The 25,624-nt window shown below is 71.9% G+C and carries 16 protein-coding genes and 1 other RNA gene; 8 read left to right on the top strand and 9 right to left on the bottom strand.

Going from position 1 to position 25,624, the window contains the following annotated elements:
• Positions 1–45 precede the first annotated feature (45 nt).
• The 5 genes from ssrA to ftsE form a co-directional block, all read right to left on the bottom strand.
• Positions 46–434: a transfer-messenger RNA gene (gene ssrA, locus OHT01_RS24360) on the bottom strand.
• Positions 435–588: 154 nt separating this feature from the next.
• Positions 589–1,122, bottom strand: coding sequence for an SsrA-binding protein SmpB (gene smpB / locus OHT01_RS24355; protein WP_328558244.1), 534 nt, complete (start codon positions 1,120–1,122; stop codon positions 589–591).
• Between the two features lie 93 nt (positions 1,123–1,215).
• On the bottom strand, positions 1,216–2,382 hold the full coding sequence (locus tag OHT01_RS24350) for a S41 family peptidase (protein ID WP_328555240.1): 1,167 nt from the start codon (positions 2,380–2,382) through the stop codon (positions 1,216–1,218).
• 67 nt (positions 2,383–2,449) lie between these two features.
• Positions 2,450–3,370 (bottom strand): permease-like cell division protein FtsX, encoded by a 921-nt coding sequence (gene ftsX, locus OHT01_RS24345; RefSeq protein WP_328555239.1) that lies wholly within the window; start codon positions 3,368–3,370, stop codon positions 2,450–2,452.
• A 33-nt stretch (positions 3,371–3,403) separates the two neighbouring features.
• Positions 3,404–4,093, bottom strand: a complete 690-nt coding sequence (ftsE, locus tag OHT01_RS24340) for a cell division ATP-binding protein FtsE (protein WP_328555238.1) — start codon at positions 4,091–4,093, stop codon at positions 3,404–3,406.
• A 301-nt stretch (positions 4,094–4,394) separates the two neighbouring features.
• Here ftsE and OHT01_RS24335 point away from each other — a divergent pair, with 301 nt between their 5' ends.
• The gene (locus OHT01_RS24335; RefSeq protein ID WP_328555237.1) at positions 4,395–4,586 is read left to right on the top strand and encodes a hypothetical protein; all 192 of its coding nucleotides are present in this window, start codon (positions 4,395–4,397) and stop codon (positions 4,584–4,586) included.
• Between the two features lie 116 nt (positions 4,587–4,702).
• On the opposite strand, the gene OHT01_RS24330 is transcribed toward OHT01_RS24335, so the two are convergent.
• The 4 genes from OHT01_RS24330 to OHT01_RS24315 form a co-directional block, all read right to left on the bottom strand.
• On the bottom strand, positions 4,703–5,278 hold the full coding sequence (locus OHT01_RS24330; RefSeq protein WP_328555236.1) for a hypothetical protein: 576 nt from the start codon (positions 5,276–5,278) through the stop codon (positions 4,703–4,705).
• Positions 5,279–5,615: 337 nt separating this feature from the next.
• Complete coding sequence (gene prfB / locus OHT01_RS24325; RefSeq protein WP_328555235.1) at positions 5,616–6,722, bottom strand: peptide chain release factor 2; 1,107 nt, start codon at positions 6,720–6,722, stop codon at positions 5,616–5,618.
• A 79-nt stretch (positions 6,723–6,801) separates the two neighbouring features.
• Positions 6,802–8,046 (bottom strand): serine/threonine-protein kinase, encoded by a 1,245-nt coding sequence (locus OHT01_RS24320; protein WP_328555234.1) that lies wholly within the window; start codon positions 8,044–8,046, stop codon positions 6,802–6,804.
• A gap of 105 nt (positions 8,047–8,151) precedes the next feature.
• A complete protein-coding gene (locus tag OHT01_RS24315) occupies positions 8,152–9,837 on the bottom strand; it encodes a serine/threonine-protein kinase (protein WP_328555233.1) in 1,686 nt (561 codons plus the stop codon).
• 491 nt (positions 9,838–10,328) lie between these two features.
• Between OHT01_RS24315 and OHT01_RS24310 the strand changes: the two genes are divergently transcribed.
• The 7 genes from OHT01_RS24310 to OHT01_RS24280 all read left to right on the top strand — a co-directional run bounded on the left by OHT01_RS24310 (position 10,329) and on the right by OHT01_RS24280 (position 25,621).
• Positions 10,329–14,357 carry an FHA domain-containing protein gene (locus OHT01_RS24310; RefSeq protein WP_328555232.1) on the top strand — a complete coding sequence of 1,343 codons (4,029 nt, stop codon included), beginning with the start codon at positions 10,329–10,331 and terminating at the stop codon, positions 14,355–14,357.
• Between the two features lie 461 nt (positions 14,358–14,818).
• Positions 14,819–16,228, top strand: coding sequence for an ABC transporter substrate-binding protein (locus tag OHT01_RS24305; protein ID WP_328555231.1), 1,410 nt, complete (start codon positions 14,819–14,821; stop codon positions 16,226–16,228).
• A gap of 7 nt (positions 16,229–16,235) precedes the next feature.
• Positions 16,236–17,576 (top strand): carbohydrate ABC transporter permease, encoded by a 1,341-nt coding sequence (locus tag OHT01_RS24300; RefSeq protein ID WP_328555230.1) that lies wholly within the window; start codon positions 16,236–16,238, stop codon positions 17,574–17,576.
• A gap of 180 nt (positions 17,577–17,756) precedes the next feature.
• Complete coding sequence (locus OHT01_RS24295; RefSeq protein ID WP_328555229.1) at positions 17,757–18,668, top strand: carbohydrate ABC transporter permease; 912 nt, start codon at positions 17,757–17,759, stop codon at positions 18,666–18,668.
• A gap of 151 nt (positions 18,669–18,819) precedes the next feature.
• Positions 18,820–21,126: a bifunctional glycosyltransferase/CDP-glycerol:glycerophosphate glycerophosphotransferase gene (locus tag OHT01_RS24290; protein WP_328555228.1), complete on the top strand. Its 2,307-nt coding sequence runs from the start codon at positions 18,820–18,822 to the stop codon at positions 21,124–21,126.
• A gap of 123 nt (positions 21,127–21,249) precedes the next feature.
• Positions 21,250–23,409 (top strand): CDP-glycerol glycerophosphotransferase family protein, encoded by a 2,160-nt coding sequence (locus OHT01_RS24285; RefSeq protein WP_328555227.1) that lies wholly within the window; start codon positions 21,250–21,252, stop codon positions 23,407–23,409.
• Between the two features lies 1 nt (position 23,410).
• A complete protein-coding gene (locus OHT01_RS24280; RefSeq protein WP_328555226.1) occupies positions 23,411–25,621 on the top strand; it encodes a bifunctional glycosyltransferase/CDP-glycerol:glycerophosphate glycerophosphotransferase in 2,211 nt (736 codons plus the stop codon).
• Positions 25,622–25,624: the final 3 nt, after the last annotated feature.

Here is a 25,624-nt window from a genome sequence, read left to right as displayed (position 1 = left end):
AGGCCCCGCCGCTCGAAAGCGACGGGGCCTGTGCCCACATGGGATGAGTGGAGATGGCGGGAATCGAACCCGCGTCCAACGGTGCAAAATCAGGGCTTCTCCGTGCGCAGTTCGCTGTGATTTTCTCAGCCCCGGCAATCACGCGAACAAGTCGCCGACGGGCTCAGTCACTGTTTGATTTCCCAGCGAACCCCGTGACCGGGCTCGATGGTTTAGTCCCCTAGATTATGCCAGGATCCGGGTCGGGAACACTCCCGGGCTGACACCCATTAAGGGTCCTTCACTCACTGCTTATTAGGCAGCGAGGGCGAAGGACTGGGAATCGCTCTTGGAATTGGCGATTATTTTTTGCGACATATGGTTAACGAGATCATTGCCGCTTCCTCGGCACGCTTCCCCTGCTTCAACAGCCGCTGTCGAAACCGATCATCCCCATGTTGATTTTTCAAAGCTCGGCCCCTCCGGGGAGGAACCCCGCACCCGCTGTGAGGTGCAAGTGCCATCGTACGTGACCGACGCACTACGGTGCCAGCCTATTCCGGTGGAGCCGCCCCGCCCGCGTCGCGGCCCGCCCGGCAGCCGGGCGGACTACTCGCCGCGCTGCTTCCGCTTGGCCGCCGAGATCGCGCGGTCCGACTCGCGCCGGTCCTGCTTCTCGCGCAGGGTCTGCCGCTTGTCGTACTCCTTCTTGCCGCGGGCGAGCGCGATCTCCGCCTTCGCCCGGCCGTCCTTGAAGTACAGGGCGAGCGGCACGATCGTGTGACCCGTCTCCTGGGTCTTCGCCTCCAGCTTGTCGATCTCCTCGCGGTGCAGGAGGAGCTTGCGCTTGCGGCGCACGGTGTGGTTCGTCCAGGTGCCCTGGCTGTACTCCGGGATGTGGGCGTTGTGCAGCCACGCCTCGTTCCCGTCGATCTGGACGAAGCCGTCGGTCAGCGAGGCGCGCCCCTGGCGCAGCGACTTCACCTCGGTGCCGGTCAGGACGAGCCCGGCCTCGTAGGTGTCGACGATCGCGTAGTCGTGCCGCGCCTTCTTGTTCTGCGCGACGATCTTGCGCTTGCCGTCCTTGGCCTTGCCGGAGCCCTGGCCGCCCTGCTTGGGCTGGGACTCCTTCGGTACGTACATTCCCTTGCTCATAGTGCTGGCCATTTTCGCACTACAGGGGGGCTCGGGGGAAAGCCGATTACCGGGCCCGCGGTCCGGGCGGCACGACAGGGCTCAGGAAGGGTCTCCGAGGCCGCTCAGCACGGTCTCGGCCCGCTTCAGCGCTCCCTGGTCCGCCTCCAGGTCGGGGGTGATGCCCCGGCCGTCGACGGAGCGCCCCGCGGGGGTGCGGTAGTGCCCGACGGTCAGCTCGGCGACGGAGCCGTCGGGCAGCCGGCTCGGCATCTGCACCGAGCCCTTTCCGAAGGTCCTGGTCCCCACGACGACCGCTCGCCCGCGGTCCTGGAGGGCCCCGGTGAGCAGTTCGGCCGCGCTCATCGTGCCGCCGTCGACGAGCGCGACCAGCGGTCTGGTGGTGTCGCCGCCGGGGTCCGCGTGCAGGACGCGCTGCGCGCCGTCCACGTCGTACGTGGCGACGAGGCCGCCGTCGAGGAAGACGGAGGCGGTGGTGACGGCCTCGACTACCAGGCCGCCGGAGTTGCCGCGCAGGTCGAGGACGATCCCGGCGCGACGGGGCGCCCGGCCGACGGCGGCCCGTACGGCGTCGCCCACGCCCTTGGTGAAGGCGTCGACCTTGATCAGGGTGACATCGCCGGGAAGCCCGCTGACGGTCACGGAGTCCGTGGAGAGCCTGGCGCGGCGCAGGGTCCGGCTCCACGACTGCGTACCGCGCTCCAGGCCGAGGGAGACCTTCGTGCCGGCGTCCGCGTCGTCGGCGTCGCCCCGCAGTAACGAGACGACCTCGGTGACCGGCCGGCCGTCCACCTTCGCGCCGTCGACGGTGCGCAGCCGGTCGCCCTTGCGGATGCCCGCCGCGGCGGCGGGCGAGCCGGCCCGGACGTGGGTGACCTCGATCCGTCCGTCGCGCTCACGGCGGGCCCACAGGCCGACGCCGGTGTACTGGCCGTCGAGGGCCTGCTCGAACTCCTCGTACTCGCCCTGGGAGTAGACGGCGCCCCAGCGGTCTCCGCTGCGGCTGACGGCGCGTTCGGCGGCCTCCATGGGGGACTTGCCGTCGGCCATCGCCTCGGCGGCCGCCTCGGCGACCTCGTCGTGGTGGCGCGCCGCCGCCGAACGGGGCGTCCGGTCCGTGGTCTTGCGGGCGGAGTCGGAGAACGATCCGGTCGCCGCTCCGGCGACCAGGACACTCGCGAACACCAATGTCAGAGCCGCCCCGCGGCGGATGCGGCGGGGCTCGCAGAACAGGTCACGGCCTGACATGCCGGTGAGTCTAGGACAACGCGAAGGGCCGCACCGCCGGTTGACGGTACGGCCCTCTTGGTATGCGTCACACCTTCAGGTACTTGCGCAACGCGAAGAACGCGGCCACGGCGGGCATCAGCAGGCTCGTCGCGAGGATGAGCGGGAGCTTGGTCAACACGGCGTCCCAGCCGATGAAGTTGATCAGGTTCAGCTTCTGGGACAGCGCCAGACCGTGGTCGATGATGAAGTACCGGGCGATCAGCAGGAATCCGCAGGCCACACCGCCGCCGATGAGTCCGGCGACCGAGGCCTCCGCGATGAACGGCGCCTGGATGTAGAACCCGGAGGCGCCGACGAGGCGCATGATGCCGGTCTCACGCCGCCGGCTGAAGGCCGAGACGCGCACCGTGTTGACGATCAGCATCAGCGCGACGACGAGCATCATCGCCATGACCGCGCGGGCGGCCCAGTTCATGCCGTTCAGGAGCCCGAACAGGTTGTCCAGGATGCCCTTCTGGTCCTGCACGGACTGCACGCCTTCACGGCCGTCGAAGGCGGTGGCGATGACCTGGTACTTCTCCGGGTCCTTCAGTTTGATGCGGTACGACTCCTGCATCTGGTCCGGCGTGAGGGAGCTGGCCAGCGGGGAGTCGCCGAACTGCTCCTTGTAGTGCTTGTACGCCTGGTCCGAGGACTCGTAGGTGACCTTCTGGACGACCGTGGACATCTTGCCCAGGTCGGAGACGATCTGCTTCTTCTGGTCACTGGTCACCGCGCCCTTGGCGCAGTGCGGGTCGGACTCGGCGTCGCTCTTGTTGCAGAGGAAGATCGAGACGTTGACCTTGTCGTACCAGTAGCCCTTCATGGTGTTCACCTGGTCGCTCATCAGGAGCGAGCCGCCGAACAGGGCGAGCGAGAGGGCGACCGAGACGACGACCGCGAAGGTCATGGTCAGGTTGCGGCGGAGACCGACACCGATCTCCGACAGAACGAACTGCGCGCGCATGGCGTCTTCCTCAGACCTTTCCGTGGACGATGATCAGTGCTGGTAGCCGTAGACGCCGCGTGCCTGGTCGCGGACGAGACGGCCCTGCTCCAGCTCGATGACGCGCTTGCGCATCTGGTCCACGATGTTCTGGTCGTGCGTCGCCATCAGGACCGTGGTGCCCGTCCGGTTGATCCGGTCGAGCAGTTTCATGATGCCCACGGAGGTCTGTGGGTCGAGGTTACCCGTCGGTTCGTCGGCGATGAGGAGCTTGGGCCGGTTCACGAAGGCTCTCGCGATGGCCACACGCTGCTGCTCACCACCGGACAGCTCACCGGGCATCCGGTCCTCCTTGCCGCCCAGCCCGACGAGGTCGAGCACCTGGGGCACGGACTTGCGGATCTCACCGCGGGACTTGCCGATGACCTCCTGGGCGAAGGCCACGTTCTCGGCGACCGTCTTGTTCGGCAGCAGACGGAAGTCCTGGAACACGGTCCCCAGCTGGCGGCGCATCTGCGGCACCTTCCAGTTGGAGAGGCGCGCGAGGTCCTTGCCCAGGACGTGCACCTGGCCTTGGCTGGTGCGCTCCTCGCGGAGGATCAGCCGCAGGAAGGTGGACTTTCCGGAGCCGGAGGACCCCACGAGGAACACGAATTCTCCGCGCTCGACCTCCAGGGAGACATCCCTGAGAGCGGGGCGGGTCTGCTTGGGGTAGACCTTGGAGACATTGTCGAATCGGATCACGGGTGCACCACGGGTCGCCGGGGGTAGGTGTGCGTGACCATACGCGAACCGGGTGTGCGAGCGCAGTCGGCGTACGGGGTTGCGCGCGGCTTGCACGATTTGTCATGGATCTGAGGCGCGATTCACACCGGATCCGAGCGGCTGACGGCTCTCCGGGCGGGGCAGGATAAGGCGAGCCGCGCCGAAATCCGCGGAACCTGGCACAGTGGTAGGGGAACGGTTGCGTTCGCCGAAGCGTTAAGAGAGCGATGTGCACGCGAGAACGGTGCGTGCGCGGAGACGTCGCAAGGAGGGTCGGCGCATGACGTACGACCGATTGGTATGCGCTAACTGCGCGTCGCCCGTCAGCGAGGGCCGCTGCCCCGTCTGCCGTGCGAACCGGGAGCGGCTCCAGCAGGAGAGCCCCTTCGCGGGACTGAACCCCATGGCACTGATCGCCCTGCTCGCGGTACTGATCGCGGCGCTGGCGCTGGTGGCCCACCAGACGGTGTGAGAGCCGCCCCGACGGCGCCGAGCGGCCCCGCCGGCCGCCCCTGACACGAAGAGGGGCCCCTGACACGAGAAGGGCCCGGAGCGGGCTGCTCCGGGCCCTTCGTCACGCGCGCGGCGTCAGGCCGCGGCACCGCCGCGGCCGGCGGCGAGGCGCGGCACCAGACGGAAGCCGATACCACCGGCGATCATCGTGGCGGCACCGACGAGCAGGAACGCGGTCTGACCGGCACCCGTCTCGGCCAGCGCGCCGTCCTTGCCCTGGGCCTTGGTGTCCGAGCCGGTGTCGGTGAGGGCCGAGGAGCCCTCCTCCTGGGTGGAGGACCCGCCGTTGGGGTCGTTCTCGTTGCCGCCGCTGCCGCCCGCGGGCGCGGAGGACGAGCCGGAACCGGGCGTCTCGGTCGGGTTCCCGGTGGGCGCGGTGGTGGTCGGGGCCTGCGACGTCGGAGGCTCCTCGGTGGGAGGCTGCGACGTCGGGGGCTCCTCGGTGGGAGGCTGCGACGTCGGAGGCTCCTCGGTGGGAGGCTGCGACGTCGGGGGCACCGGCGACTCAGGGATACCCGTGATGGTCGGGGTCGGGGTCGGGTCGTCGGCGGCGGTCGCCGAGGCGACACCCGCGGCGGTCAGTGAGGCACCGGCGGCGATCACCACGCCGGCTGCTATTCGTGCCGCGAGAATCCGCGTCTTCTTGGTCATCTGCCTGCTACCCCCAGTAGCTGATCGTCAATGGAGCAGCGCCCGGAGCCACGGCGTCACAGGAGGTTTTCGGTCGGCCCCCCGGTTCACATGCGCCCCGGTGATACGCATGCCACACGTCACCCTTCCCAGTTTTCAAAGCAACGTCAAGGTCGTTGCGTACGCGATGTCCGGAACCGCATTGTTTGCCTGGCGTGCGGACATCTGACTGTGACGTAAAACCCAGACAACCCCTCAAAACAAAGGCAACTGCCGTCCGGTGGACGGCAGTTGCCTTGTCGACAAAGAGGTTCGGGAGGGGCGGAGAACGTCCGCCCGGACCGCGCCTCGCGCGTTCCTACTTCTCCTGCTGCTTGCGCCAGCGAATTCCGGCCTCCAGGAAGCCGTCGATCTCGCCGCCGAACACGGCCTCGGGGTTGCCGACTTCGTACTCCGTGCGCAGGTCCTTGACCATCTGGTACGGGTGAAGAACGTACGAACGCATCTGGTTTCCCCAGGAGTTGCCGCCGTCGCCCTTGAGGGCGTCCATCGCGGCCTGCTCCTCCTGCCGGCGCCGCTCCAGGAGCTTGGCCTGCAGAACGTTCATCGCCGAGGCCTTGTTCTGGATCTGCGACCGCTCGTTCTGGCACGAGACCACGATGCCGGTGGCGAGGTGGGTCAGGCGCACCGCGGAGTCGGTGGTGTTGACGCCCTGGCCGCCGGGACCGGACGAGCGGTACACGTCGATCCGCAGCTCGGACTCGTCGATCTCGATGTGGTCGGTCTGCTCGACGACCGGCAGGATCTCGACACCGGCGAACGAGGTCTGGCGGCGCCCCTGGTTGTCGAACGGCGAGATGCGCACCAGCCGGTGCGTGCCCTGCTCCACGGAGAGCGTGCCGTACGCGTACGGCACCTTGACCGCGAAGGTGGTGGACTTGATGCCCGCCTCCTCCGCGTACGAGGTCTCGTAGAGCTCCGTCTTGTAGCCGTGGCGCTCGGCCCAGCGCAGGTACATGCGCTGGAGCTTCTCGGCGAAGTCGGAGGCGTCGACGCCGCCGGCCTCGGCACGGATGGTGACGACGGCCTCACGGGAGTCGTACTCGCCGGACAGGAGCGTGCGGACCTCCATCTCGTCCAGCGCCTTCTTGACGGCGACGAGCTCGGTGTCGGCCTCGGCGCGGGTGTCCGGGTCGTCCTCCTCCTCGGCCATCTCGAAGAGCACGCTCAGATCGTCGATGCGCCCGCGGAGCGCCTCGGCCTTCCTGACCTCCGCCTGGAGGTGGCTCAGCTTGCTGGTGATCTTCTGCGCCTCGTCAGGGTCGTCCCACAGGGACGGCGCGGCCGCCTGCTCCTCGAGCACGGCGACATCTGCCCTCAGCTTGTCGAGGTCCAGGACGGCCTCGATCGACTCCATGGTCGAGGAGAGGGACTTGAGCTCTTCGGATACATCGACGACTGCCACGCCTCCAGCGTAACGGTTACGACAACCGGGGCTCGCCCCTCGCCCCCGAGGGGCCCCGTGACCCCCCGTACCCGGGGGGTCACGGGGAGGCCGGGGCCGAGTTCTTCGTGTCCTGGGGGGTCGCGTCGGCACCGTCGCCGGAGGTGGCGAGCCAGGTCCCGACGCCCACCGCGGCGACCAGGACGGCCGCCGCCACCCCCAGGGTGATGCGCCGCCGGCGGGCGGAGGCCCGGTGCCGGGCGGACCCGGGACGGGGCGCGCCCGCGGCACGGGGCACCCTGGCCGTCCCCCGGGCCCCGCCGGCCAGCTCGTCCGGCGCGGGTACCCGCATCGAGGTGTGCGTGTCGCGGTTCGAGTCGGGCGCCGCCCCGGGAACGAGGGGGACCGCCCCGCGCCGTACGCGCGCCTCCGCGGGCGCGGCCGGCTCCGCGCTCTCCTCGTAGTCCTCGTCCTCGTCCGCCGCCTCCGCGTCCGGCGAGTCCACGTCCAGCGGCGGCATCCCGGCCAGCAGCGGCAACTGCTCCCGCAGCCGCGCCCCCAGCTCGGAGGCCCGCAGCCGGGACGCGGGCGCCTTGGCCAGGCACTGCAGCATGAGCTGCCACAGCTCGTCCGGGATGCCCGGGAGCGGGACCACGGTCTCCGTGACATGACGGCGCAGGACCGCGCCGGGGTGGCCGCCTCCGAAGGGCGTGAACCCGGCGAGCAGTTCGTAGAGCACGGTGGCCAGGGCGTAGATGTCGACGGCGGCGCGCGGCGGCAGGCCCTCGATGATCTCGGGCGCCAGGTAGTCCGGGGTTCCGATGATCTTCGTGACCCGGGTCCGGCGCGGCGAGTCGATGAGTTTGGCCACACCGAAGTCGGTCAGCAGGGCCGGGTGGGAGCCGCCCGGGCCGAGCGGGCCCTGCATGTCGAGCAGGACGTTCTCGGGCTTCACATCGCGGTGGACGACCCCGGCGGCGTGCGCGGCGGCGAGCCCGTCCGCGACGTCCGCGACGATCGCGACCGCGGCCTCGGGGGCGAGCCGCCGCTCCCGGTCGAGCCGGGTGCGCAGGTCGGTGCCCCGTACGAGGTCCATGACGAGGGCGAGGTCGTTGCCGTCGACCACCAGGTCGCGGACCGCCACCACGTGGGGATCGTCGAGACCGAGCAGTGCGGTGCGCTCCTGCACGAAACGCCCCACCAGCTCCTGGTCGGACGCGAGGTCCTCGCGCAGCAGCTTGATGGCGACGGGCCCCTCGGGTCCCTCGCCCAGCCACACCGTGCCGGCGCTCCCCCGCCCCAGGATCTGGTGCGCGGTGTACCTGCTGCCGATCTTGCGTGCCAAGACTGCTCCTACAGACGCGTGTTGCCGCTTAAAGTACGCGCCCGCGGAGCCAACCTTCACTCCCGAGACCGAAATCACCCGTCAGGTGTCGACAAATCCCCAGAGTCAGTTGCCTGAGGGGTTCTTCGAGCCGAGATCTCCGACCCAACCGCTGACCTGGTGGTACGTGTGGGTCACCTCGCCCCAGAAACTCCTGGTGGAGCCGATCCAGTGCTGGAGAGGACTGAATTCCCAGACCAGCCAGCCGGCGACGAACAGGATGATGATCGTGAACAGGCACCCCTTGAGGCAGCCAAGACCCGGGATCTTCATGGGGTTGGAGCTGCGCTGCCGGGGCTCGCGCGGCTGGCGCTGCGCGGGCTGCTGGGGCCGCTGTGGCTCCGGCGCGTACCGCTGCGGCTGCTGCTGCTGCCGCTGCGGCTCGGGGGCGTAGCGCTGCGGCTGCTGCTGCCCGTACTGCTGCTGTTGTTGCTGTTGCTGCTGCTGCTGCTGCGGATATCCGTAACCGGGCGGCGGCTGCTGGCCGCGCTGCGGGCGCTGCTGCTGGGGCTGCTGCTGCGGTCGGGCGACCTGCCGCTGGGGGCGGCGGCGCAGCGGGTCCTCGTTCGGGTCGAGGTACTGGACCTGCGTCTGTTCGTTGCGGTCACGGGCCGCGCGGAGCTGGTTCTGCCAGGGGTGCGGGTCCTCGCCCTGGCCCGGCTGTCCGCCCGGTCCGCCCGGCTGGTGCTGAGGCACCGGCGGCAGCACGGCGGTCGGGTCGGCCGCGCCGGAGGTGTGCGGCAGCACGCTGGTCGCGCCGTACGGGTCGTACGAGCCGGCGCCCTGCGGCAGCACCTGCGTGGGGTCGGCCGCGCCCGCCATGTCCGGGACCGGCGCCGGGGCCGGGTCCGGGGCGAGCAGGGCGCCCACGCCGTCGGCCGCGGCGATCTGCGCGGGGGTGGCGTGCACCCCGACGCCCGCGGCGACCGCGCGCAGGGCGCGCGCGAGGTTCTCGGCGCTGGGCCGTTCGTCCGGGTTCTTGCGCAGGCAGCGCTCTATGACCGTCCACAGCGGGTCGGGGACGGTAGAGGGACGGCGCGGTTCGGCGCTCAGGTGCTGGTGCAGCACTTCGAGGGCGGACCCGCCGCCGAACGGGGGACGGCCGGTGACCAGCTCGTACATCAGGATGCCGGCGCCGTAGATGTCGACGGCGGACGTCTGCGGGCGGCCCTCGGCGGACTCCGGGGCCACATACGCGGGCGTGCCGACGAATTCGTGGGTGCGGGTGAGGCCGGGGGAATCGGCGAGCCGCGCGATGCCGAAGTCGGTCAGCATCGGGTGCATCCCGGCGGCGTCCTGCTTGAGCAGGACGTTCGCGGGCTTCAGGTCGCGGTGCACGACGCCGTCGGCGTGGCTGGCGGCGAGGGCGTCGGCGACCTGGGCGGTCAGGAGGGAGGCGGCGACGGGTGAGAGCGGACCGTTCTCGCGCAGGTAGCGGTGCAGGTCGGGGCCGTCGACCAGGTCCATGACGAGGGCGAGGAGATCGCCCTCGACGACGAGGTCGCGCACCCGCACGATGTTCGGGTGGGTCAGGCGCAGCAGCACCGACCGCTCCCGGAGGAACCGCATCACGATGTCCGCGTCGCTGGCGAGCTCTTCCTTGAGGACCTTGATCGCCACGGTCTCGCCGGGCTGCCCGGCGACGGCCGCCTCGGCGCCCGCGGTCTCCCGCTGGCGGGCTCGCCAGACCGTGCCTGTGGCGCCGCGCCCCAGCGGCTCCTCAAGGAGGTACTTGCTCCCTACCGGCCGCACGTCATGCGCTCCCTGTTGCTTGCTTGCCTGGTCCGTCCACCGTGATCACCGTGGTACAGGTGTTTCCGACCCACTGTAGTGCCGCTGTCCCCGGCATCGGGCTGTCCCGCTCGTGTGCTTCCCCATAGGTCCCATGCGCACCTGTGGTCCGCATAAGCGCTTACGTACGCGTCCCCGTACCCGTTCGACGGGAAGGCGCTCATTCATGTTCGACGGAAAGACGCTCACTCCGGTCGGTTGGTTGCCGGGGCCGGGCGTGACCGATCTCAAGCGAACACCGGGCGGGCACTGGTCAGGCACTTTTACGGGCAGAGCCGACCAATCAAGATCACTTACGGGTGGGGGGCGGGCGTGTTGTCAGTGGCAGGTGCGAGGATGCCTCCAGTACTGGCCGACGTGCCCGTGTGCGGTGGGGGAGATCTGCGGTGGGGGACCGCAGCGCAGTCTCGTCCTCGTCGCGGGCACCTGTGCGGAAGGGACCCCTGACGGCGATGCAGATCCGGCTGACCGTCGTAGACCCGCTGGGCCCGCCATCGGAGCCGCGGGGGCGAGCCACGGCCTGCGATGTGCTGGTCACCGCGCCCGCCGGGACGGCGCTGGCCGCGGTCGCGTCGGGGCTGGCCGCGGCGGTCGGGGGAAGCGCGGGGACGTCCCCCGGTGAGCGGGGCCGCGAGTCCGGCGGGGGCCAGATCGTGCTCTACGCGGGCGCGGAGCGGCTCGACGCCCAGCGCTGCACGCTCGGTGAGCCGCCGCTGACCGACGGGGCCGTGCTGTGCCTGGGCACGCCCGCCGAGCCCGGTCCCGACCTGGACGACGTCTCCGCCCAGCTCCACGTGGTCGCGGGACCCGACGCCGGCGGTGTCCACCTGCTGCACGGCGGCCAGATCCACATCGGCCGCTCGGCGGACGCCGATGTGCCGCTGGACGACCCGGACGTGTCCCGCCTGCACTGCGCGGTCACCGTCACCCCGGAGGGCCGCGTCTCGGTCGCCGACATCGGCTCGACGAACGGCACGACACTGGACGGCTCCCGCGTCGGCGGCCGCCCCGTCGCCCTGACCGAGGGCGCCCTGCTGCGCGTCGGCGAGTCGGCCCTGCGGCTCGCCCCGCCGGGAGGCGCCGGCTCCGTGGAGACCGCGCCGGACGGCGAGGGCCATATAAGGGTGCGGGTCCGGTCCGCCGAGGACGGTCCCACCCGGGGCTCCTGGCCCCGCGAGCGGGCGGGCGCCGGCATCCCCGCCGCCCGGCCGGACACGGAGTCCGCGACTCCGGACGGCTTTCCCGCCGACCTCGCCCGGGGCGGTGCGGTCCCGGGGCGGAAACCGTCCGCCGCCTCGGCGCCGAACTCCCCTTCGGGTTCGCGGCCCGGTTCGCCTCCGGGCGCGCCGCAGCCGCGTGGTGCCGTGCCCCACGCGCGCGGGGACAGCGCCTCCCTCGTCCAGGGAGGTGCCCTGCCGCCCGTGGGCGAGACACACCACGCCTACGGGACCGCGGAGCGGGGGGCCTCCGGCGGCGCCCCCGAGGCGCAGGGACACGGACGGGCGGTGCCCCCCGCCGTGCCGGAGCAGGGCGGGGCACCCCGGATCGAGAGCGGGCCGCGGGGCATGACGGCGGAGGGCCGCGGTTCCGGCCCCGGACCCTTCCCGCGCGGCGACGGGCGCCCCGGCGGGCCCGAGGAAGCCTCCGGCTGGCGGGCGGAGACGCGGGACGCGACCGCGGGGACCTCCGGGTTCGGGACCGAGGCCACGGACGCGTCCGGCGGCGCACCCGCGCCGGGCGTCCCGAGCGCGCGCAAAGGCACCCCCACACGGGGCACGGACCTTCCGCCGGGGACCCGCAGGCGGGGCGGCATCGGCGCGTGGGCCCGGCGTCTGGCCGGCGGCCGCGGAGAACCGGCCGGGACCACGCAGGAGGCGTACGACGACGGAGCCGTCGCGGTGGAGGAGCTCGTTCCCGCCGTGCGGCGCTCGCCGGAGAGCTGGCCCGACCCGGCGACGCTGCTGCTCACCGCGCTGGGGCCGGGTCCCCGGCTGTGGGAGCGGGGCCCCGGACACCCCGAGGCACTGACGGTGCGGCTGGGCACGGCGGACCGGACGGCGCCGGACGGCTCGGGCCTGCTTCCCGCGGTGCCGGTGACCGCCGGGCTGCGCGAGGTCGGCTCACTGGGCCTGGCCGGGCCGCGGGCGCGTCTGGCGGGGCTGGCCCGCGCGGTCGTCGCACAGCTCGCCACGCTGCACTCCCCCGACACCCTGGAGATCGTCCTCATCAGCACGGACCGGGCGCGCACGGTGGAGGAGCGCAGCGCCGAGTGGTCCTGGCTCGGCTGGCTCCCCCATCTGCGCCCCACCCACGGCCAGGACTGCCGTCTCCTTCTCGCCTACGACCGTGAGCAGGCGGCGGAGCGCACCGACGAACTGCTGCGCCGCCTGGAGGACCGCCTCGCGGAGGCGGAGGGCGCACCCGGCGCCCGGGGCCCCCTGACGGGGAGCGCCGGCGCGAAGGTCCCGGCGGCCCGGTCCGGCACGTACGACGACGGCGAACGCGGCGGCCCGGCCGACGGCGGTCCGCGCGGCCCGGTGCGGCGGCCCTCCTGGGCGCGGCCCGAGGACCCGGACGACGGCCACGGCGACTACGAGGGTCCGTTCACGGTGGTCGTCGTGGACGGGGACCCGGGGGGCCCGGACGTGCGGGAGGCCGTGATGCGGCTCGCGCACGAGGGCTCACGGGCCGGAATCCACCTGGTGTGCCTCGCCGAGACCGCTGCGGCGTCGCCCGCCTCACCCGTGACGGAGACCTACGAAGCGGCCTGCGAGGCCTCGCCCGCGTTCCGCGAGTGCGGGGCGGTGGCCCTGCTCAGCGGGGACGTCGCGACGGCGCTGCGGTTGCTGCGCGTGGCGCCGGGCGGTACGGGCGAGCGGGCGCCCGAGGGCGGGTCCCGGACCGGGGCCTCCCACACCGGCTCGCGGCACGACGGATCCGACACCGCCGGACCGGGTTTCGCCGGGTCCGCCCACCCCGGATCACCGCGTTCCGGGCCCGCACGCGACGCGGCCTCGCCCGCCGCTCCGTCGTATCCGGGTCACCGGCACGACGGATCCACCCACACAGGCATCCCGCACCCCGGAGCCGGACGGCGAACCGGCCCCGGTGACAGCGCCGGACGCGCCGAGGCCGCCCCGCGCACGGGCCGTACGCCCTCCGGGACCCCCGGACAGCTCCCGCGCGGCCCCGTGGGGCACGGCACCGTCGCCGCGGTGGACGCCGTGTCCGTCGCCTGGGCCGAGCGGTTCGCCCGGTCCCTCGCACCGCTGCGGACGGACGGAACGCCCGGGGACCGGCACGCGCGCGTGTCCGCGCCCCTGCCCCAGATAGCCCGGCTGCTCGACGAACTGGGGCTGGCGCGGGCCACCCCCGCCTCCCTGATGGCGCGTTGGGCGGACGCCGCGGACGACAGCGAGGCGTTCGGCGGACGGGCGCGGGCGGTGCTCGGCGCGGGCCCGCGCGGACCCGTCGCCGTCGACCTGCCCGTCGAAGGTCCGCATCTGCTGATCGAGGGCCCCCCGGGCAGTGGCCGTACGGAACTGCTGCGCTCGGTCGCCGCCTCCCTCGCCGCCGCCGAACGGCCCGACCGGCTCGGGATCGTGCTGCTGGACGGCCGCGACGGCACGGGAGGCCATGGCGCGGGCAACGGCGGGGAAGGACTTCAGGTCTGCACGGACCTGCCGCATGTCACCACACATCTCACCGCCAACGACCCTGTGCGGATGCGGGAGTTCGCCCAGTCGCTGAGCGCGGAGCTGAAGCGGCGGTCCGAGCTGCTGGGCCGGCTCGGCTTCGCGGAGTGGCACGCCGGGCGGACGGTGCCCGGCCGGATCGTGGCCCAGCGCTCGCCCGGGCCCTCCTCCAACGGGACCTCGTCCCTGGGCGCCGCGGACCTCGACACCCCGCCCAGCTCGACACTGCGGCTGCGGCCCGCCGCCGCACGGCAGCGGACCGAACCGGGACCGCCGCTGGCCCGCCTGGTCGTGGTCGTCGACGACCTGGACGCGCTGCTGTCACCGCCGCTCGGGTCGCCGGGGCGGCCGGCGGCCGGTTCGGTCGTCCGGGCGCTGGAAGCCGTCGCCCGGGAAGGGGACCGGCTCGGGGTTCACCTCGTGGCGGCCTCCGGTGTCGGCGGCCGTACGGGAGCGTCGGAGCTGGCACGTTCCGCCGCCTTGCGCGTCACCCTCGACGCGCCGTCGCCCGGACCTGAGGAACCCGCCCCCGGGCGGGGCCGGCTGCTCCGTCCGGACGGCCGGGAGACACCTTTCCAGGGCGGGCGGGTCACGGGGCGCATTCCCCGTACGGCCACGCTCCGCCCCACGGTCGTCCCCCTGGAGTGGCACCGCATGGGCGATCCGCCGGCCCGCCGCCCGGTCCGCGAGCTGGGCAACGGCCCCACGGACCTGGCCCTGCTCGCCAGCGCCCTGGAGCGCGCCGCGCGTTCCGTCTCCGCGGTGGAGGTGCCGTCCCTGCTTTAGGGCCGCCGCCGCTCCAGGAGCCGTCCGGCCCTCCGCCGCGCGGGACCCTTCGCCGCGCGGGTCCCTTCGCCGCGCGGGTCCCTTCGCCGCGCGGGTCCCTTCGCCGCGCGGAGCCCTTCGCCGCGCGGAGCCCTTCGCCGCGCGGAGCCCTTCGCCGCGCGGGTCCCTTCGCCGCGCGGAGCCCTTCGCCGCGCGGGTCCGTTCGCCGCGCGGGTCTGTTCACCACGCGGGTCTGTTCACCACGCGGAGCCCTTCGGCTCACGGCCGGGCGAACCGGGTCGTGGGGCGCGCCGGATCGCCCCTTCGGCGCGGTCCCGTATCCGTGACACCACGTCACGACCCAATCACGATCTCCCCCTTGACCGCCCCGGCGGTCTTGCCGCCCCCGAGCGACCAGGCGTAGACCGGAGCGCACGGGACACTGGTGTGACGTTCGCCGAAGATCGATGAACGGGGCAGTGATGCGCAGCAATCCACGTGTACGCAGGTCGTCCGATCGCTCCACGCACCGCTCACGCAGGGCCGCACAGGCCGCCGCGGCCGCCGTGGTCGCCGGAGCTCTCACGCTCACCGCGTGTGGCGGCGGCAACGACGGCAAGGACAAGGGAAACGGAAACGGCAAGGAGAGCGGCGGCACCGGCGCGGGCTCCGTCACCCTCCCCAAACTCGACGGCACCACCCTGGAAGTCGCCGCCGTGTGGACAGGGGCGGAACAGGCCAACTTCAAGAAGGTGCTGGCGGAGTTCGAGAAGCGCACGGGCGCGAAGGTCACCTTCGTACCGGCGCAGGACCCGATCATCAACTTCTTGGGTTCGAAGATCGCGGGCGGCGCGCCACCGGACGTGGCGCTGCTCCCCCAGGTCGGCGCGGTGAAGCAGGCCGTCGACAAGAAGTGGGCCAAGCCCGTCGGCGCCGACGCGCAGGCGCAGTTGACGAAGAACTACGCGCAGGGCTGGCAGGACCTCGGCAAGGTCGACGGCAAGCAGTACGCCGTCTACTACAAGGCCGCCAACAAGTCGCTGGTCTGGTACAACGCGAAGGTCTTCGAGAACGCGGGGGCCAAGGAGCCGGGGACCTGGAAAGAGTTCCTGACCACCGCGCGGACGATCTACGACTCCGGTGTCACCCCCGTCTCGATCGGCGGCGCCGACGGCTGGACGCTCACCGACTGGTTCGAGAACATCTACCTCTCCCAGGCGGGCCCCGAGAAGTACGACCAGCTCGCCCAGCACAAGATCAAGTGGACGGATCCGTCCGTGAAGGACGCGCTGACCACGCTCGCCCAGCTGTGGGGGAACAAGAACTTCATCGCGGGCGGACCGGACGGCGCGCTCCAGACGGAGTTCCCGGCCTCGGTGACCCAGACGTTCACCGGCGGCGACCAGCCGAAGGCGGGCATGGTCTTCGAGGGCGACTTCGTGGGCGTCAACATCGCGGAGACCAAGGCGAAGATCGGCACGGACGCGAAGGTGTTCCCGTTCCCGGCGGTCGGTGACAAGCCGCCGGTGGTCAGCGGTGGTGACGCCGCCGTGATCCTGAAGGACTCCAAGGCGGCCCAGGCGCTGGTCACCTTCCTGGCCTCTCCGGACGCGGCGACCATCCAGGCGAAGCTCGGCGGTTATCTGTCGCCGAACAAGGGCGTGGATCCGTCCGCCTACCCCAACACGGTCCAGCGGAAGATGGCCGAGGCGCTGACAGCGGCCGGCGACGACTTCCGCTTCGACATGTCCGACCAGGCCCCGCAGGCCTTCGGCGGCACACCCGGCAAGGGCGAGTGGAAGGATCTCCAGGACTTCCTGAAGAACCCGAAGAACGTGGCGGGGACCCAGGCGAAGCTCGAATCGGACGCCGCAGCCGCCTACAAGGGCTGATCCGGCCATGACGTCGGCGACGGCCGGAGGCACCGCACCGGTGCCCCCGGCCCGTACACGCAAGAGCGTGACCGGGACCCGCAAGGCGGTGGTGGCACTGTTCCTGCTGCCCGCCCTGGTGCTCCTCGGCGCGCTCGTGGTCTACCCGATCGGGTACTCGGTCGTCCGCAGCTTCTACGACCAACAGGGCGACGGGTTCGCCGGGTTCGACAACTACAAGGCGCTGTTCACCGACGACGGCATCCGCACCGCGCTGAAGAACAACATCATCTGGGTGGTGTTCGCCCCGACGGTGGCGACCGCGCTGGGGCTCGTCTTCGCGGTGCTCACCGAACGGGTGCGCTGGGGAACGGCGTTCAAGCTGGTCGTCTTCATGCCGATGGCGATCTCGATGCTGGCCGCGGGCATCATCTTCCGGCTGGTGTACGACCAGGACCCCGACAAGGGCGTCGCGAACGCGGTGTGGGTGGGGGTGCACGACACCTTCGCCCCCTCGTCGGCGTTCCCGAAGGCCCACCCGGGCCGTCGGTCACCGCTGGAGGCCGAGAAGGGCGGCTTCATCACCCGGGGGGCCGTGCACACCGGGCAGTCCGTCACCCTCCCGCTCGTCGGTGTCGCCCCGGACCAACTGCCGGACGGCACCGGGAAGGCCGTCCGGGCCCCGGCCGAGCCCGGCAGGATCACCGGGACGGCCTGGCAGGACTTCACCCGCGGCAAGGGCGTCGGCCGGCTCGGCCAGGTGGACCCCGGCGAGGTGGGCTACTCCGGGATGACGATCGAGGCGGTCAGGGACGGCAAGGTCGTCGACACGGCGAAGGCCGGTGCCGACGGCACGTTCACGCTCTCGGCCAAGGCGGACGGAGCCCGGCTGCGGCTTCCTGCGGGCAACTTCAAGGAGCCGTACAACGGCCTGAACTGGCTGGGCCCGTCGCTGGTCACCCCGGCCATCATCGGCTCGTACGTCTGGATGTGGGCGGGCTTCGCGATGGTGCTGATCGCGGCGGGGCTCGCGGGGGTGCCGCGCGAACTCCTGGAGGCGGCCCGGGTCGACGGGGCGAACGAGTGGCAGGTGTTCCGCAGGATCACGGTGCCGCTGCTCGCACCGGTGCTCGCGGTGGTCGCCGTGACGCTGATGATCAATGTGCTGAAGGTCTTCGACCTGGTCTTCATCATCGCGCCGGGTTCCTCCCAGGACGACGCGAACGTGCTGGCCCTGGAGCTGTACCGCAAGGGCTTCTCGGAGGACCAGCCGGGCATCGCGAGCGCCATCGCGGTGTTCCTGCTCCTGCTGGTGATCCCGGTGATGCTGTTCAACGTTCGCAGGCTTCGGCGGGAGGTGCGGCGGTGAGCCCAAGCCTCTTTTCCGGCCGGGGGTCCGGGGGTTGTCCCCCGGGAAGACACAGCAACGTTCGCAGGCTTCGGCGGGAGGTGCGGCGATGAGCCCAAGCCTCTTCTCCGGCCGGGGGTCCGGGGGTTGTCCCCCGGGAAGACACAGCAACGTTCGCAGGCTTCGGCGGGAGGTGCGGCGATGACCACACATGCCGGACGGCCGGCGGAGACCGTGCCCGCCGCGGCCGTGAACAGGGCCGAGCCCTCGCTCGGTTCGCGGATCGCGAGCCGTGTCAGCGGCGGCGTCCTCCGTGTCTTCCTGCTGCTCGTCGGCCTGTTCTGGCTGGTGCCGACGATCGGGCTGCTGCTGTCCTCGCTGCGCAGGCCCGAGGACATGAGCGCGAGCGGCTGGTGGAAGGTCTTCAGCACGCCCTCGCAGCTCACCGTGGACAGCTACCAGAAGCTCCTGGAGAACAGCGACATCACCAACTCGCTGCTCAACACGGTACTGATCACCGTCCCGGCGACCCTCCTGGTCGTGGTCATCGGCTCGCTCGCGGGCTACGCCTTCGCCTGGATGGACTTCCCGGGCCGGGACTGGTGGTTCCTCGGCGTGGTCGGACTGCTGGTCGTTCCGGTGCAGGTGGCGCTGATCCCGATCGCCGAACTCTTCGGGAAGATCGGCGTCTTCGGGTCGATCACCGGCGTGGTCCTCTTCCACGTCGGCTACGGCCTGCCGTTCGCGGTGTTCCTGCTGCGGAACTTCTTCGCGGAGATCCCGCGGGAGCTCCTGGAGGCGGCCCGGCTGGACGGAGCGGGTGAACTGCGCCTGTTCGCACGGGTGGTGATGCCCCTGGGCGGGCCCGCCATCGCCTCGCTGGGGATCTTCCAGTTCCTGTGGGTGTGGAACGACATGCTGGTCGCGCTGGTGTTCTCCGACGCGGGGAGCCAGCCCATCACCGTCGCGCTCCAGACGCAGGTACGCCAGTTCGGCAACAACATCGACGTACTGGCGCCGGGAGCCTTCATCTCGATGGTGATCCCGCTGGCCGTGTTCTTCGCGTTCCAGCGGCAGTTCGTCTCCGGAGTGATGGCGGGAGCGGTCAAGTAGGGCGATCCCGGCAGCGTTTGAGGGGCGGGCCGGACACCGGCCCGCCCCTCGGCGTTCACCCGGCATCCCCCGGATGCCACATCTGGCGTAACCAAGTCACCCCTTCGGCCGTTCCCGGGCAGGTATGCCCGCGCCGACCCATGGATGTCCCGTGCCCAGGTTCAGTGTCATCGTCCCCGCGTACAAGGTTCAGGCGTACCTGCACGAGTGCCTTGAATCAGTGCTCGAACAGTCCTACCTGGACCTGGAACTCATCGCGGTCGACGACTGCTCACCCGACGCCTGCGGGGAGATCATCGACGAGTTCGCGGCGCGCGACGGCCGGGTGCTCGCCGTGCACCTTCCGGAGAACGTGGGGCTCGGCCGCGCCCGCAACGCCGGTCTCGAACGCGCCACCGGCGACTACCTGATCTTCCTGGACAGCGACGACACCCTCACTCCGGACGCCCTGCGGACCATCGCCGACCGAGTGAAGGAGACCGGCGAACCCGACGTCCTGGTCTACGACTACGCGCGCACCTACTGGTCGGGCGAGGTCGTACGGAACCAGGTCTCGGCGCAGTTGACCGAGGAGGGCCCGGCGCCGTTCCGGCTGGACGAGCGGCCCGGGCTGCTCCGGCTGCTGATGGTGGTGTGGAACAAGGCGTACCGCCGGGAGTTCGTCGAGCACGAGGGCCTCACCTTCCCGCCCGGGTACTACGAGGACACCCCCTGGACGTATCCGGCGCTGATGTCCGCCGGGACGATCGCCACCCTCGACCGGGTGTGTGTGCACTACCGGCAGCGGCGCCACGGGAGCATCCTCGGCACCAGCAGCCGCAAGCACTTCGACGTCTTCGAGCAGTACGACCGGGTCTTCGCGCATGTCGCCGCGCACCCGGAGCTGGACCGGTGGCGCCCGCTGCTGTTCCGGCGCATGGTCGACCACTTCGCCACGGTGTTCGTGAAGCGGGGCCGGCTGCCGCGTGCCGCGCGGGCCGAGTTCCTGCGCAAGGCCCGTGCGTACTACCGCCGTTACCGGGTCCCGGGTGCGCCGGCCGGCCCGCGTACCCGGCTGCGGCACGCGCTGGTCGGGCTCGGCACCCATCGCACGTACCGCCTGCTCTCCTTCGCGTCACGGATCCGGAAGAGAGCCGTGCGGCTGGCCGGCGGGCTGCGGCGCTCGGTGCGCGGCGCCGCGCTCCAGCTCCACTACCGTGTCCAGCTACGGCTGCCGCTGCGCGCCGACCGTGCCGTCTTCTCCAGCTACTGGGGGCGGGGTCACGGCTGCAGCCCCGGGGCCCTGGAGTCCGCCTTCCGGAGTCTCGCGCCGCACATCCGCACGGCGTGGATCGCGCGCGCCGAGGACCAGCACACGATCCCGGCCCCGACGCTCCGGCTGAGTCCCGGCAGCGCCGGGTACTGGACGGCGCTCGCCCGCTCCAAGTACCTGGTGAACAACGTCAACTTCGACCGGCGGCTGGTCAAGCGGCCCGGCCAGATCATGATCCAGACACAGCACGGGACACCGCTCAAGCGGATGGGGCTCGACCTCCAGGACCGCCCGGCGGCCGCGCGCGGCACCGACTTCGCCGAGCTGCTGCGCAGTACCGACACCTGGGACTACTGCCTGTCCGCCAACCGCCACTCCACACTGGTCTGGGAGCGCGTCTTCCCCTCCTCGTACACGACGCTGGAGTACGGGCTGCCCCGCAACGACGTCTTCCAGCAGGCGACTTCGGAGGACGTGCACCGGCTGCGCGAGTCGCTCGGCATCCCCGCGGGCGCGATCGCCGTGCTGTACGCGCCGACGCACCGCGACTACCGGCGCACCCAACGCCGAGCCCTGGACCTGGAGCGGGTGCTGCGCCGGCTGGGCCCGCGCTTCGTGCTGCTGACCCGCGCCCACCACCTGTACGGGGAACCGCTCGCGGACACGGCGGGCGGCCGGCTCGTCGACGTGTCCGGGCATCCGAGCGTCGAGTCGCTGTGCCTCGCCTCGGACGCGCTGGTCACCGACTACTCGTCCCTGATGTTCGACTACGCGGGCCTGGACCGGCCGATCGTCGTCCACGCGGACGACTGGGAGGCGTACGAGGCGGCCCGCGGAACCTACTTCGACGTGCGGGCCTTCCCGCCGGGCACGGTCGCGCGCACCGAGGACGAGCTGATCGACATCTTCGCGACGGGGCAGTGGCGCGGCTCGCGCTCCGCGCAGTTGCGGGCCGCGTTCCGCGAGCGGTTCTGCCCGTACGACGACGGGCGCGCCGCCGAGAGGGTCGTACGGCATGTGGTGCTCGGCGAGACGGCCGGCCTGCCGTCGTTCGTCCCGTTCGCCGAGCGCCGCCCCGCCCCGTCCGCGGCTGCGGCCCTCTCCCGCGTCCCGGGCTCCGCCCCGCCGCCGGAGACCCCTGCCGCCTCGCCCGTCGGGGGCGTTCCGTCCCCGGGTGCCGCCGTTCCCCTGACCGAGACCCTCTGAACCGGAGTCCGCGTGCCCTCCAGTCCGTCGCGGCCCACGCCCACCCGGCCCTCCACCTGGCGGCCGACCGGGCGCCCCGGGCGATGAGTTCCCCGTTCGGCGCCCCTTGAGAGAAAGAGCAGAATGCCCCGCTTCAGCGTCATCGTGCCCACCTTCGAAGTCGCCGGGCGACTGGCCCGCGCGCTGGACTCGGTCCTGAACCAGTCCTTCGGCGACTTCGAACTGATCCCGGTCTGCGACGATCCGGACTCCCCGGCCGCGGTACTCGCCGCCGCGTACGCGGCGCGGGACTCCCGGGTGGCCCCGCTCCATTCGCCGCCCTCGGGCGGGCTGAGCGCGGCGCGCAACGCCGGGATCGCGGCGGCGACCGGCGCGTATCTGCTGTTCCTCGACGGCGACGACGATCTGGTGCCGGGTGCGCTGGGTGCCCTGGACGCGGGAATCCCCGCCGACGCGGACGTCCTGTACTTCGGCCATCAGCGCGTGCACTGGTGGGAGGGCGAGGCGAGCACGCCCGCGCTCGACAAGGCCCCGGAGGTGCTCGGGGTGCACGTTCCGGCGTGGAGCGCCGCGTACCGCCGCGGCTTCCTCGCCGAACACGGGCTCACCTTCCCCGAAGGGCATTTCACGGACGCGGGCTGGGGCGGGCTGGTGACGGTGGCGGCCGAGCGGTCGGCCCTGCTGCGCACGGTCTGCGTACGGCACCACCTGCGCCGCCAGGGCAGCCGGCTCAACGCCCCTGGCGAGCACCACTTCGAGCTCCTCGACCAGGTGGAACGGGTCCTTGTCCGGGCCTCGGAGCAGACCCTGCCGGCGGCCCGGTCGAAGGCCCTGTTCGGCCAGCTCTTCGCCCTGGTCCTGAAGACGGCGGCCCATCCCGCCCGGGTGCCCGCGCGCCGCCGCCGGGCCTTCTTCCGCCGGGCGGGCAAGCTCTACCGGCGCCACCGCCCGGCCGGGTTCCGGGTGCCCGCGGGCAGTCTCGGTGTGCAGCACCGGCTGCTCGCGACCGGCGCGTACAGCGCGTTCCGCGCTCTGCGCGGCGCGAACCGGGTCGCCTCCGGGGTGGTCCGGCGGGTGCCCCGCGCGAGGACACTGCGCGCCCGCGCGCTCTACGCGGCCCAGTTGCGCCGCCCGCTCGACGAGAACCTCGCGGTGTACTGCGCCTACTGGGGCCGGGGTTACGCCTGCAATCCGGCGGCGATCCACGCCAAGGCGCGCGAACTCGCCCCGCACATCCGCTCGGTGTTCCTGGTCGAGCCGGAGGCGGTGGACGCGCTGCCGAAGGACATCGAGCACGCGGTGATCGGCAGCCGGCGCGGCTGGGAGGTGCTGGCCCGCGCCAAGTACCTCGTCAACAACGCCAACTTCGCGGACGGCGTCGTCAAGCGCCCCGGCAGTGTGCACCTCCAGACCCAGCACGGCACACCGCTGAAGAAGATGGGCGTCGACCAGTCGGCGTATCCGGTGGTCGCCGCCGCGACCGGCAGCTTCACCAAGCTGCTGTCCCGGGTGGACCGTTGGGACTACAACCTCTCCTCCAACCGGCACTCCACCCAGATGTGGGAGCGGGCCTTCCCCGGCGGCTACGAGGCGCTGGAGTACGGCTATCCGCGCAACGACGTCTACTGCACGGCGACCGCCGAGGACGTGGCCCGGGTCCGCGAGCGGCTCGGGGTGCCCGAGGGGAAGACGGCGCTGCTGTACGCGCCCACGCACCGCGACTACAGCACCGGCTTCGAGTCCCGGCTCGACCTGGCGGCTTTCTGCGAGGCGATCGGCGAGGAGTTCGTCGTGCTGCTGCGCGCCCACTACTTCTACGACGAGGGCGGCGGGCGCGGCTCCGGCCGGATCATCGACGTGACCGGGCACCGGTCCTCCGAGGACGTCTGCCTGGCCGCCGACGCGCTCATCACGGACTACTCGTCGATCATGTTCGACTACGCCAACCTCGACCGCCCGATCGTCGTGTACGCGGACGACTGGGAGGTCTACCGGGAGACGCGGGGCGTCTACTTCGACCTGCCCGCGGAGCCGCCGGGCCGGGTGGCGGGCACCCCGGGCGAGCTGGCCGCGCTCTTCACCGACGGCTCCTACGCGGATCCGGACGCCGCCGTACTACGGGCCAGGTTCCGTGAGCGTTTCTGCCAGTTCGACGACGGCAGGGCCGCCGAGCGGGTCGTCCGCAGGGTGCTGCTGGGCGAGCCCCCCGAGGCCCTCCCACCCGTCCTGCCGCTCGCCGAACGCGTCCCGGCTCCTGCCGCGTCCACCCTCGTAAGGAGCTGACGTGCCCCGCTTCAGCATCATCGTCCCCGTGTTCAAGGTGCAGGGCTTTCTGCGCGAGTGTCTCGACTCGGTCCTGGAGCAGTCGTACCCGGACCTGGAGGTCATCGCCGTCGACGACTGCTCACCGGACGGCTGCGGCGCGATCCTCGACGAGTACGCGGCCCGCGATCCGCGCTTGCGGGTGCTGCACCTGCCGGAGAACGTGGGGCTCGGCCGCGCCCGCAACGCCGGGATGCCGCTCGCCGCCGGGGACTACCTCCTCTTCCTCGACAGCGACGACACCCTGACCCCGGGCGCGCTGCGCGCCGTCGCCGACCGGCTGGAGGAGACCGCCGACCCGGATGTGCTGGTCTTCGACTACGCGCGGACCTACTGGTGGGGCGGCACCCGCCGGAACGTGCTCGCCCGGATCCTCGCGGAGGCCGGTTCCGACACCTTCTCGGCGGCCGAACACCCGGAGATCCTCGACCTGTTGATGGTGGTGTGGAACAAGGTCCACCGCCGAGCGTTCGTCGAACGGGAGGGCTTCGCCTTCCCGCCCGGGTACTACGAGGACACGCCCTGGACGTTCCCGGTGATGCTCAGCGCGGAGCGGATCGCGACGCTGGACCGGATCTGTCTGGCCTACCGCCAGCGCCGCCAGGGCAACATCCTGTCCACCACCAGCCGCAAGCACTTCGATGTCCACGCCCAGTACGAGCGGGTCTTCGCGTTCGTCGGCTCGCGCCCGGAGCTGTCGGGCTGGCGCCCGTATCTGCTCCACAAGATGGGCGAGCACTGTCTCGACATCCTCTCCAAGCCGGACCGGCTGCCGCCGGAGGACAAGGCCGAGTTCTTCCGGCTGACGGCCGCGCTTCTCCGCGAGCACGGTAGCGGTCCCGTGCCGCGCGAACTGCGCGTCCTGGAAGGCGGTTTCACCCGCTACCGGGTACGGCGGCAGGCGGGCCGCGCGGGGCGGGAGATCGGCCTGCGCGGACAGCAGGCGCGCCGGGCGGTCGCGGCACGCGCCAAGCGCGGCTGGTCCGTGGTACACGAACGCAGGCCGATCGAACCGGACTTGGCGGTCTACTCGGCGTTCTCGCACCGGGGGGTCCTCGGCGATCCCGCGGCGGTGTACACCGCCGCGCGTGAACTCGCCCCGCATCTGCGCGGTGTGTGGGTGGTACGCGACGAGGAGCAGGCCGCGCTGCTGCCGCCGGGGACCGAGCACGTCCTCCTCGACTCGCCGCGCTACCACCGGGTCACCGCGCGGGCCGCGTACTTCGTGAACAACGTCAACTGGCCCGGCTCCCTGGTCAAGCGACCGGGCAGTGTCCACATCCACACCCACCAGGGCACCCCGCTGAAGTACATGGCCGCGGACCTGCTGCACAAGCCGGGCGCCCGGCACGGCATCGACGTGCCGCAGATGCTGCGCCGCGCCGACCGCTGGGACTACAGCCTGGTGGCCAACCGGCATTCGGAGCTGGTGTGGGACCGCGCCTACCCCTGCCACTTCACCTCGCTGCGCACCGGCAGTCCGCGCAACGACGTCCTCGTACGCGCCCGGCCCGACGACGGGGCGGCGGTCCGCGACCGCCTCGGCATCCCGGCCGGCCACCGGGTGGTGCTGTACGCGCCGACGCGCCGCGACTATCTCCGCGGCGGCCATGTCGACCGGCTCGACCTGGCCGGGTTCGCTGACGATCTCGGCGCGGACCACACCCTTGTCGTACGGCTGCATCCCTCGCTCGCGGACGGTCCGGCGCGCGGGATGGGGCTGGCCGAACTCCACCGGCGCGGTGTCGTGGTCGACGCGACCGACGAACCGCGCGTGGAGGATCTGATGCTCGCCTCCGACGCCCTGGTGACCGACTACTCGGCCCTCATGTTCGACTACGCCAACCTGGACCGGCCGATCGTGCTCCTCGCCGACGACTGGGGCGCGTACGCGGCGAGCCGGGGCGCCTATTTCGACGTCACGGCCGACGCTCCGGGTCATGTGGCGCGCTCTCAGCGGGAGTTGGTGTGGCTGTTCGCGTCGGGTGCCTGGCGGGACGGTGAGTCGGCGCGGCTGCGGGCGGGATTCCGGTCACGGTTCTGCGAGTTCGACGACGGGCGGGCCGCCGAACGGGTGGTGCGCACGCTGATGCTCGGCGAGCCGGCCGGGGCGCCGGCCGCGATCGTCCCGGTGCCCGCGCAGGCGGGCCACGACGTCCTCACATCGTCGTGAGCG

Source organism: Streptomyces sp. NBC_00358 (genome assembly GCF_036099295.1).
Classification (GTDB): domain Bacteria; phylum Actinomycetota; class Actinomycetes; order Streptomycetales; family Streptomycetaceae; genus Streptomyces.
This window is presented reverse-complemented; position numbering and strand designations above follow the sequence as displayed.

What these genes read in the sequence shown, in the direction of transcription:
- smpB (WP_328558244.1), bottom strand. Translation starts at nt 1,122, where the DNA reads ATGTACGTACCGAAGGAGTCCCAGCCCAAGCAGGGCGGCCAGGGCTCC.
- OHT01_RS24350 (WP_328555240.1), bottom strand. Translation starts at nt 2,382, where the DNA reads ATGTCAGGCCGTGACCTGTTCTGCGAGCCCCGCCGCATCCGCCGCGGG.
- ftsX (WP_328555239.1), bottom strand. Translation starts at nt 3,370, where the DNA reads ATGCGCGCGCAGTTCGTTCTGTCGGAGATCGGTGTCGGTCTCCGCCGC.
- OHT01_RS24335 (WP_328555237.1), top strand. Translation starts at nt 4,395, where the DNA reads ATGACGTACGACCGATTGGTATGCGCTAACTGCGCGTCGCCCGTCAGC.
- OHT01_RS24330 (WP_328555236.1), bottom strand. Translation starts at nt 5,278, where the DNA reads ATGACCAAGAAGACGCGGATTCTCGCGGCACGAATAGCAGCCGGCGTG.
- OHT01_RS24310 (WP_328555232.1), top strand. Translation starts at nt 10,329, where the DNA reads ATGCAGATCCGGCTGACCGTCGTAGACCCGCTGGGCCCGCCATCGGAG.
- OHT01_RS24305 (WP_328555231.1), top strand. Translation starts at nt 14,819, where the DNA reads ATGCGCAGCAATCCACGTGTACGCAGGTCGTCCGATCGCTCCACGCAC.
- OHT01_RS24300 (WP_328555230.1), top strand. Translation starts at nt 16,236, where the DNA reads ATGACGTCGGCGACGGCCGGAGGCACCGCACCGGTGCCCCCGGCCCGT.
- OHT01_RS24295 (WP_328555229.1), top strand. Translation starts at nt 17,757, where the DNA reads ATGACCACACATGCCGGACGGCCGGCGGAGACCGTGCCCGCCGCGGCC.
- OHT01_RS24285 (WP_328555227.1), top strand. Translation starts at nt 21,250, where the DNA reads ATGCCCCGCTTCAGCGTCATCGTGCCCACCTTCGAAGTCGCCGGGCGA.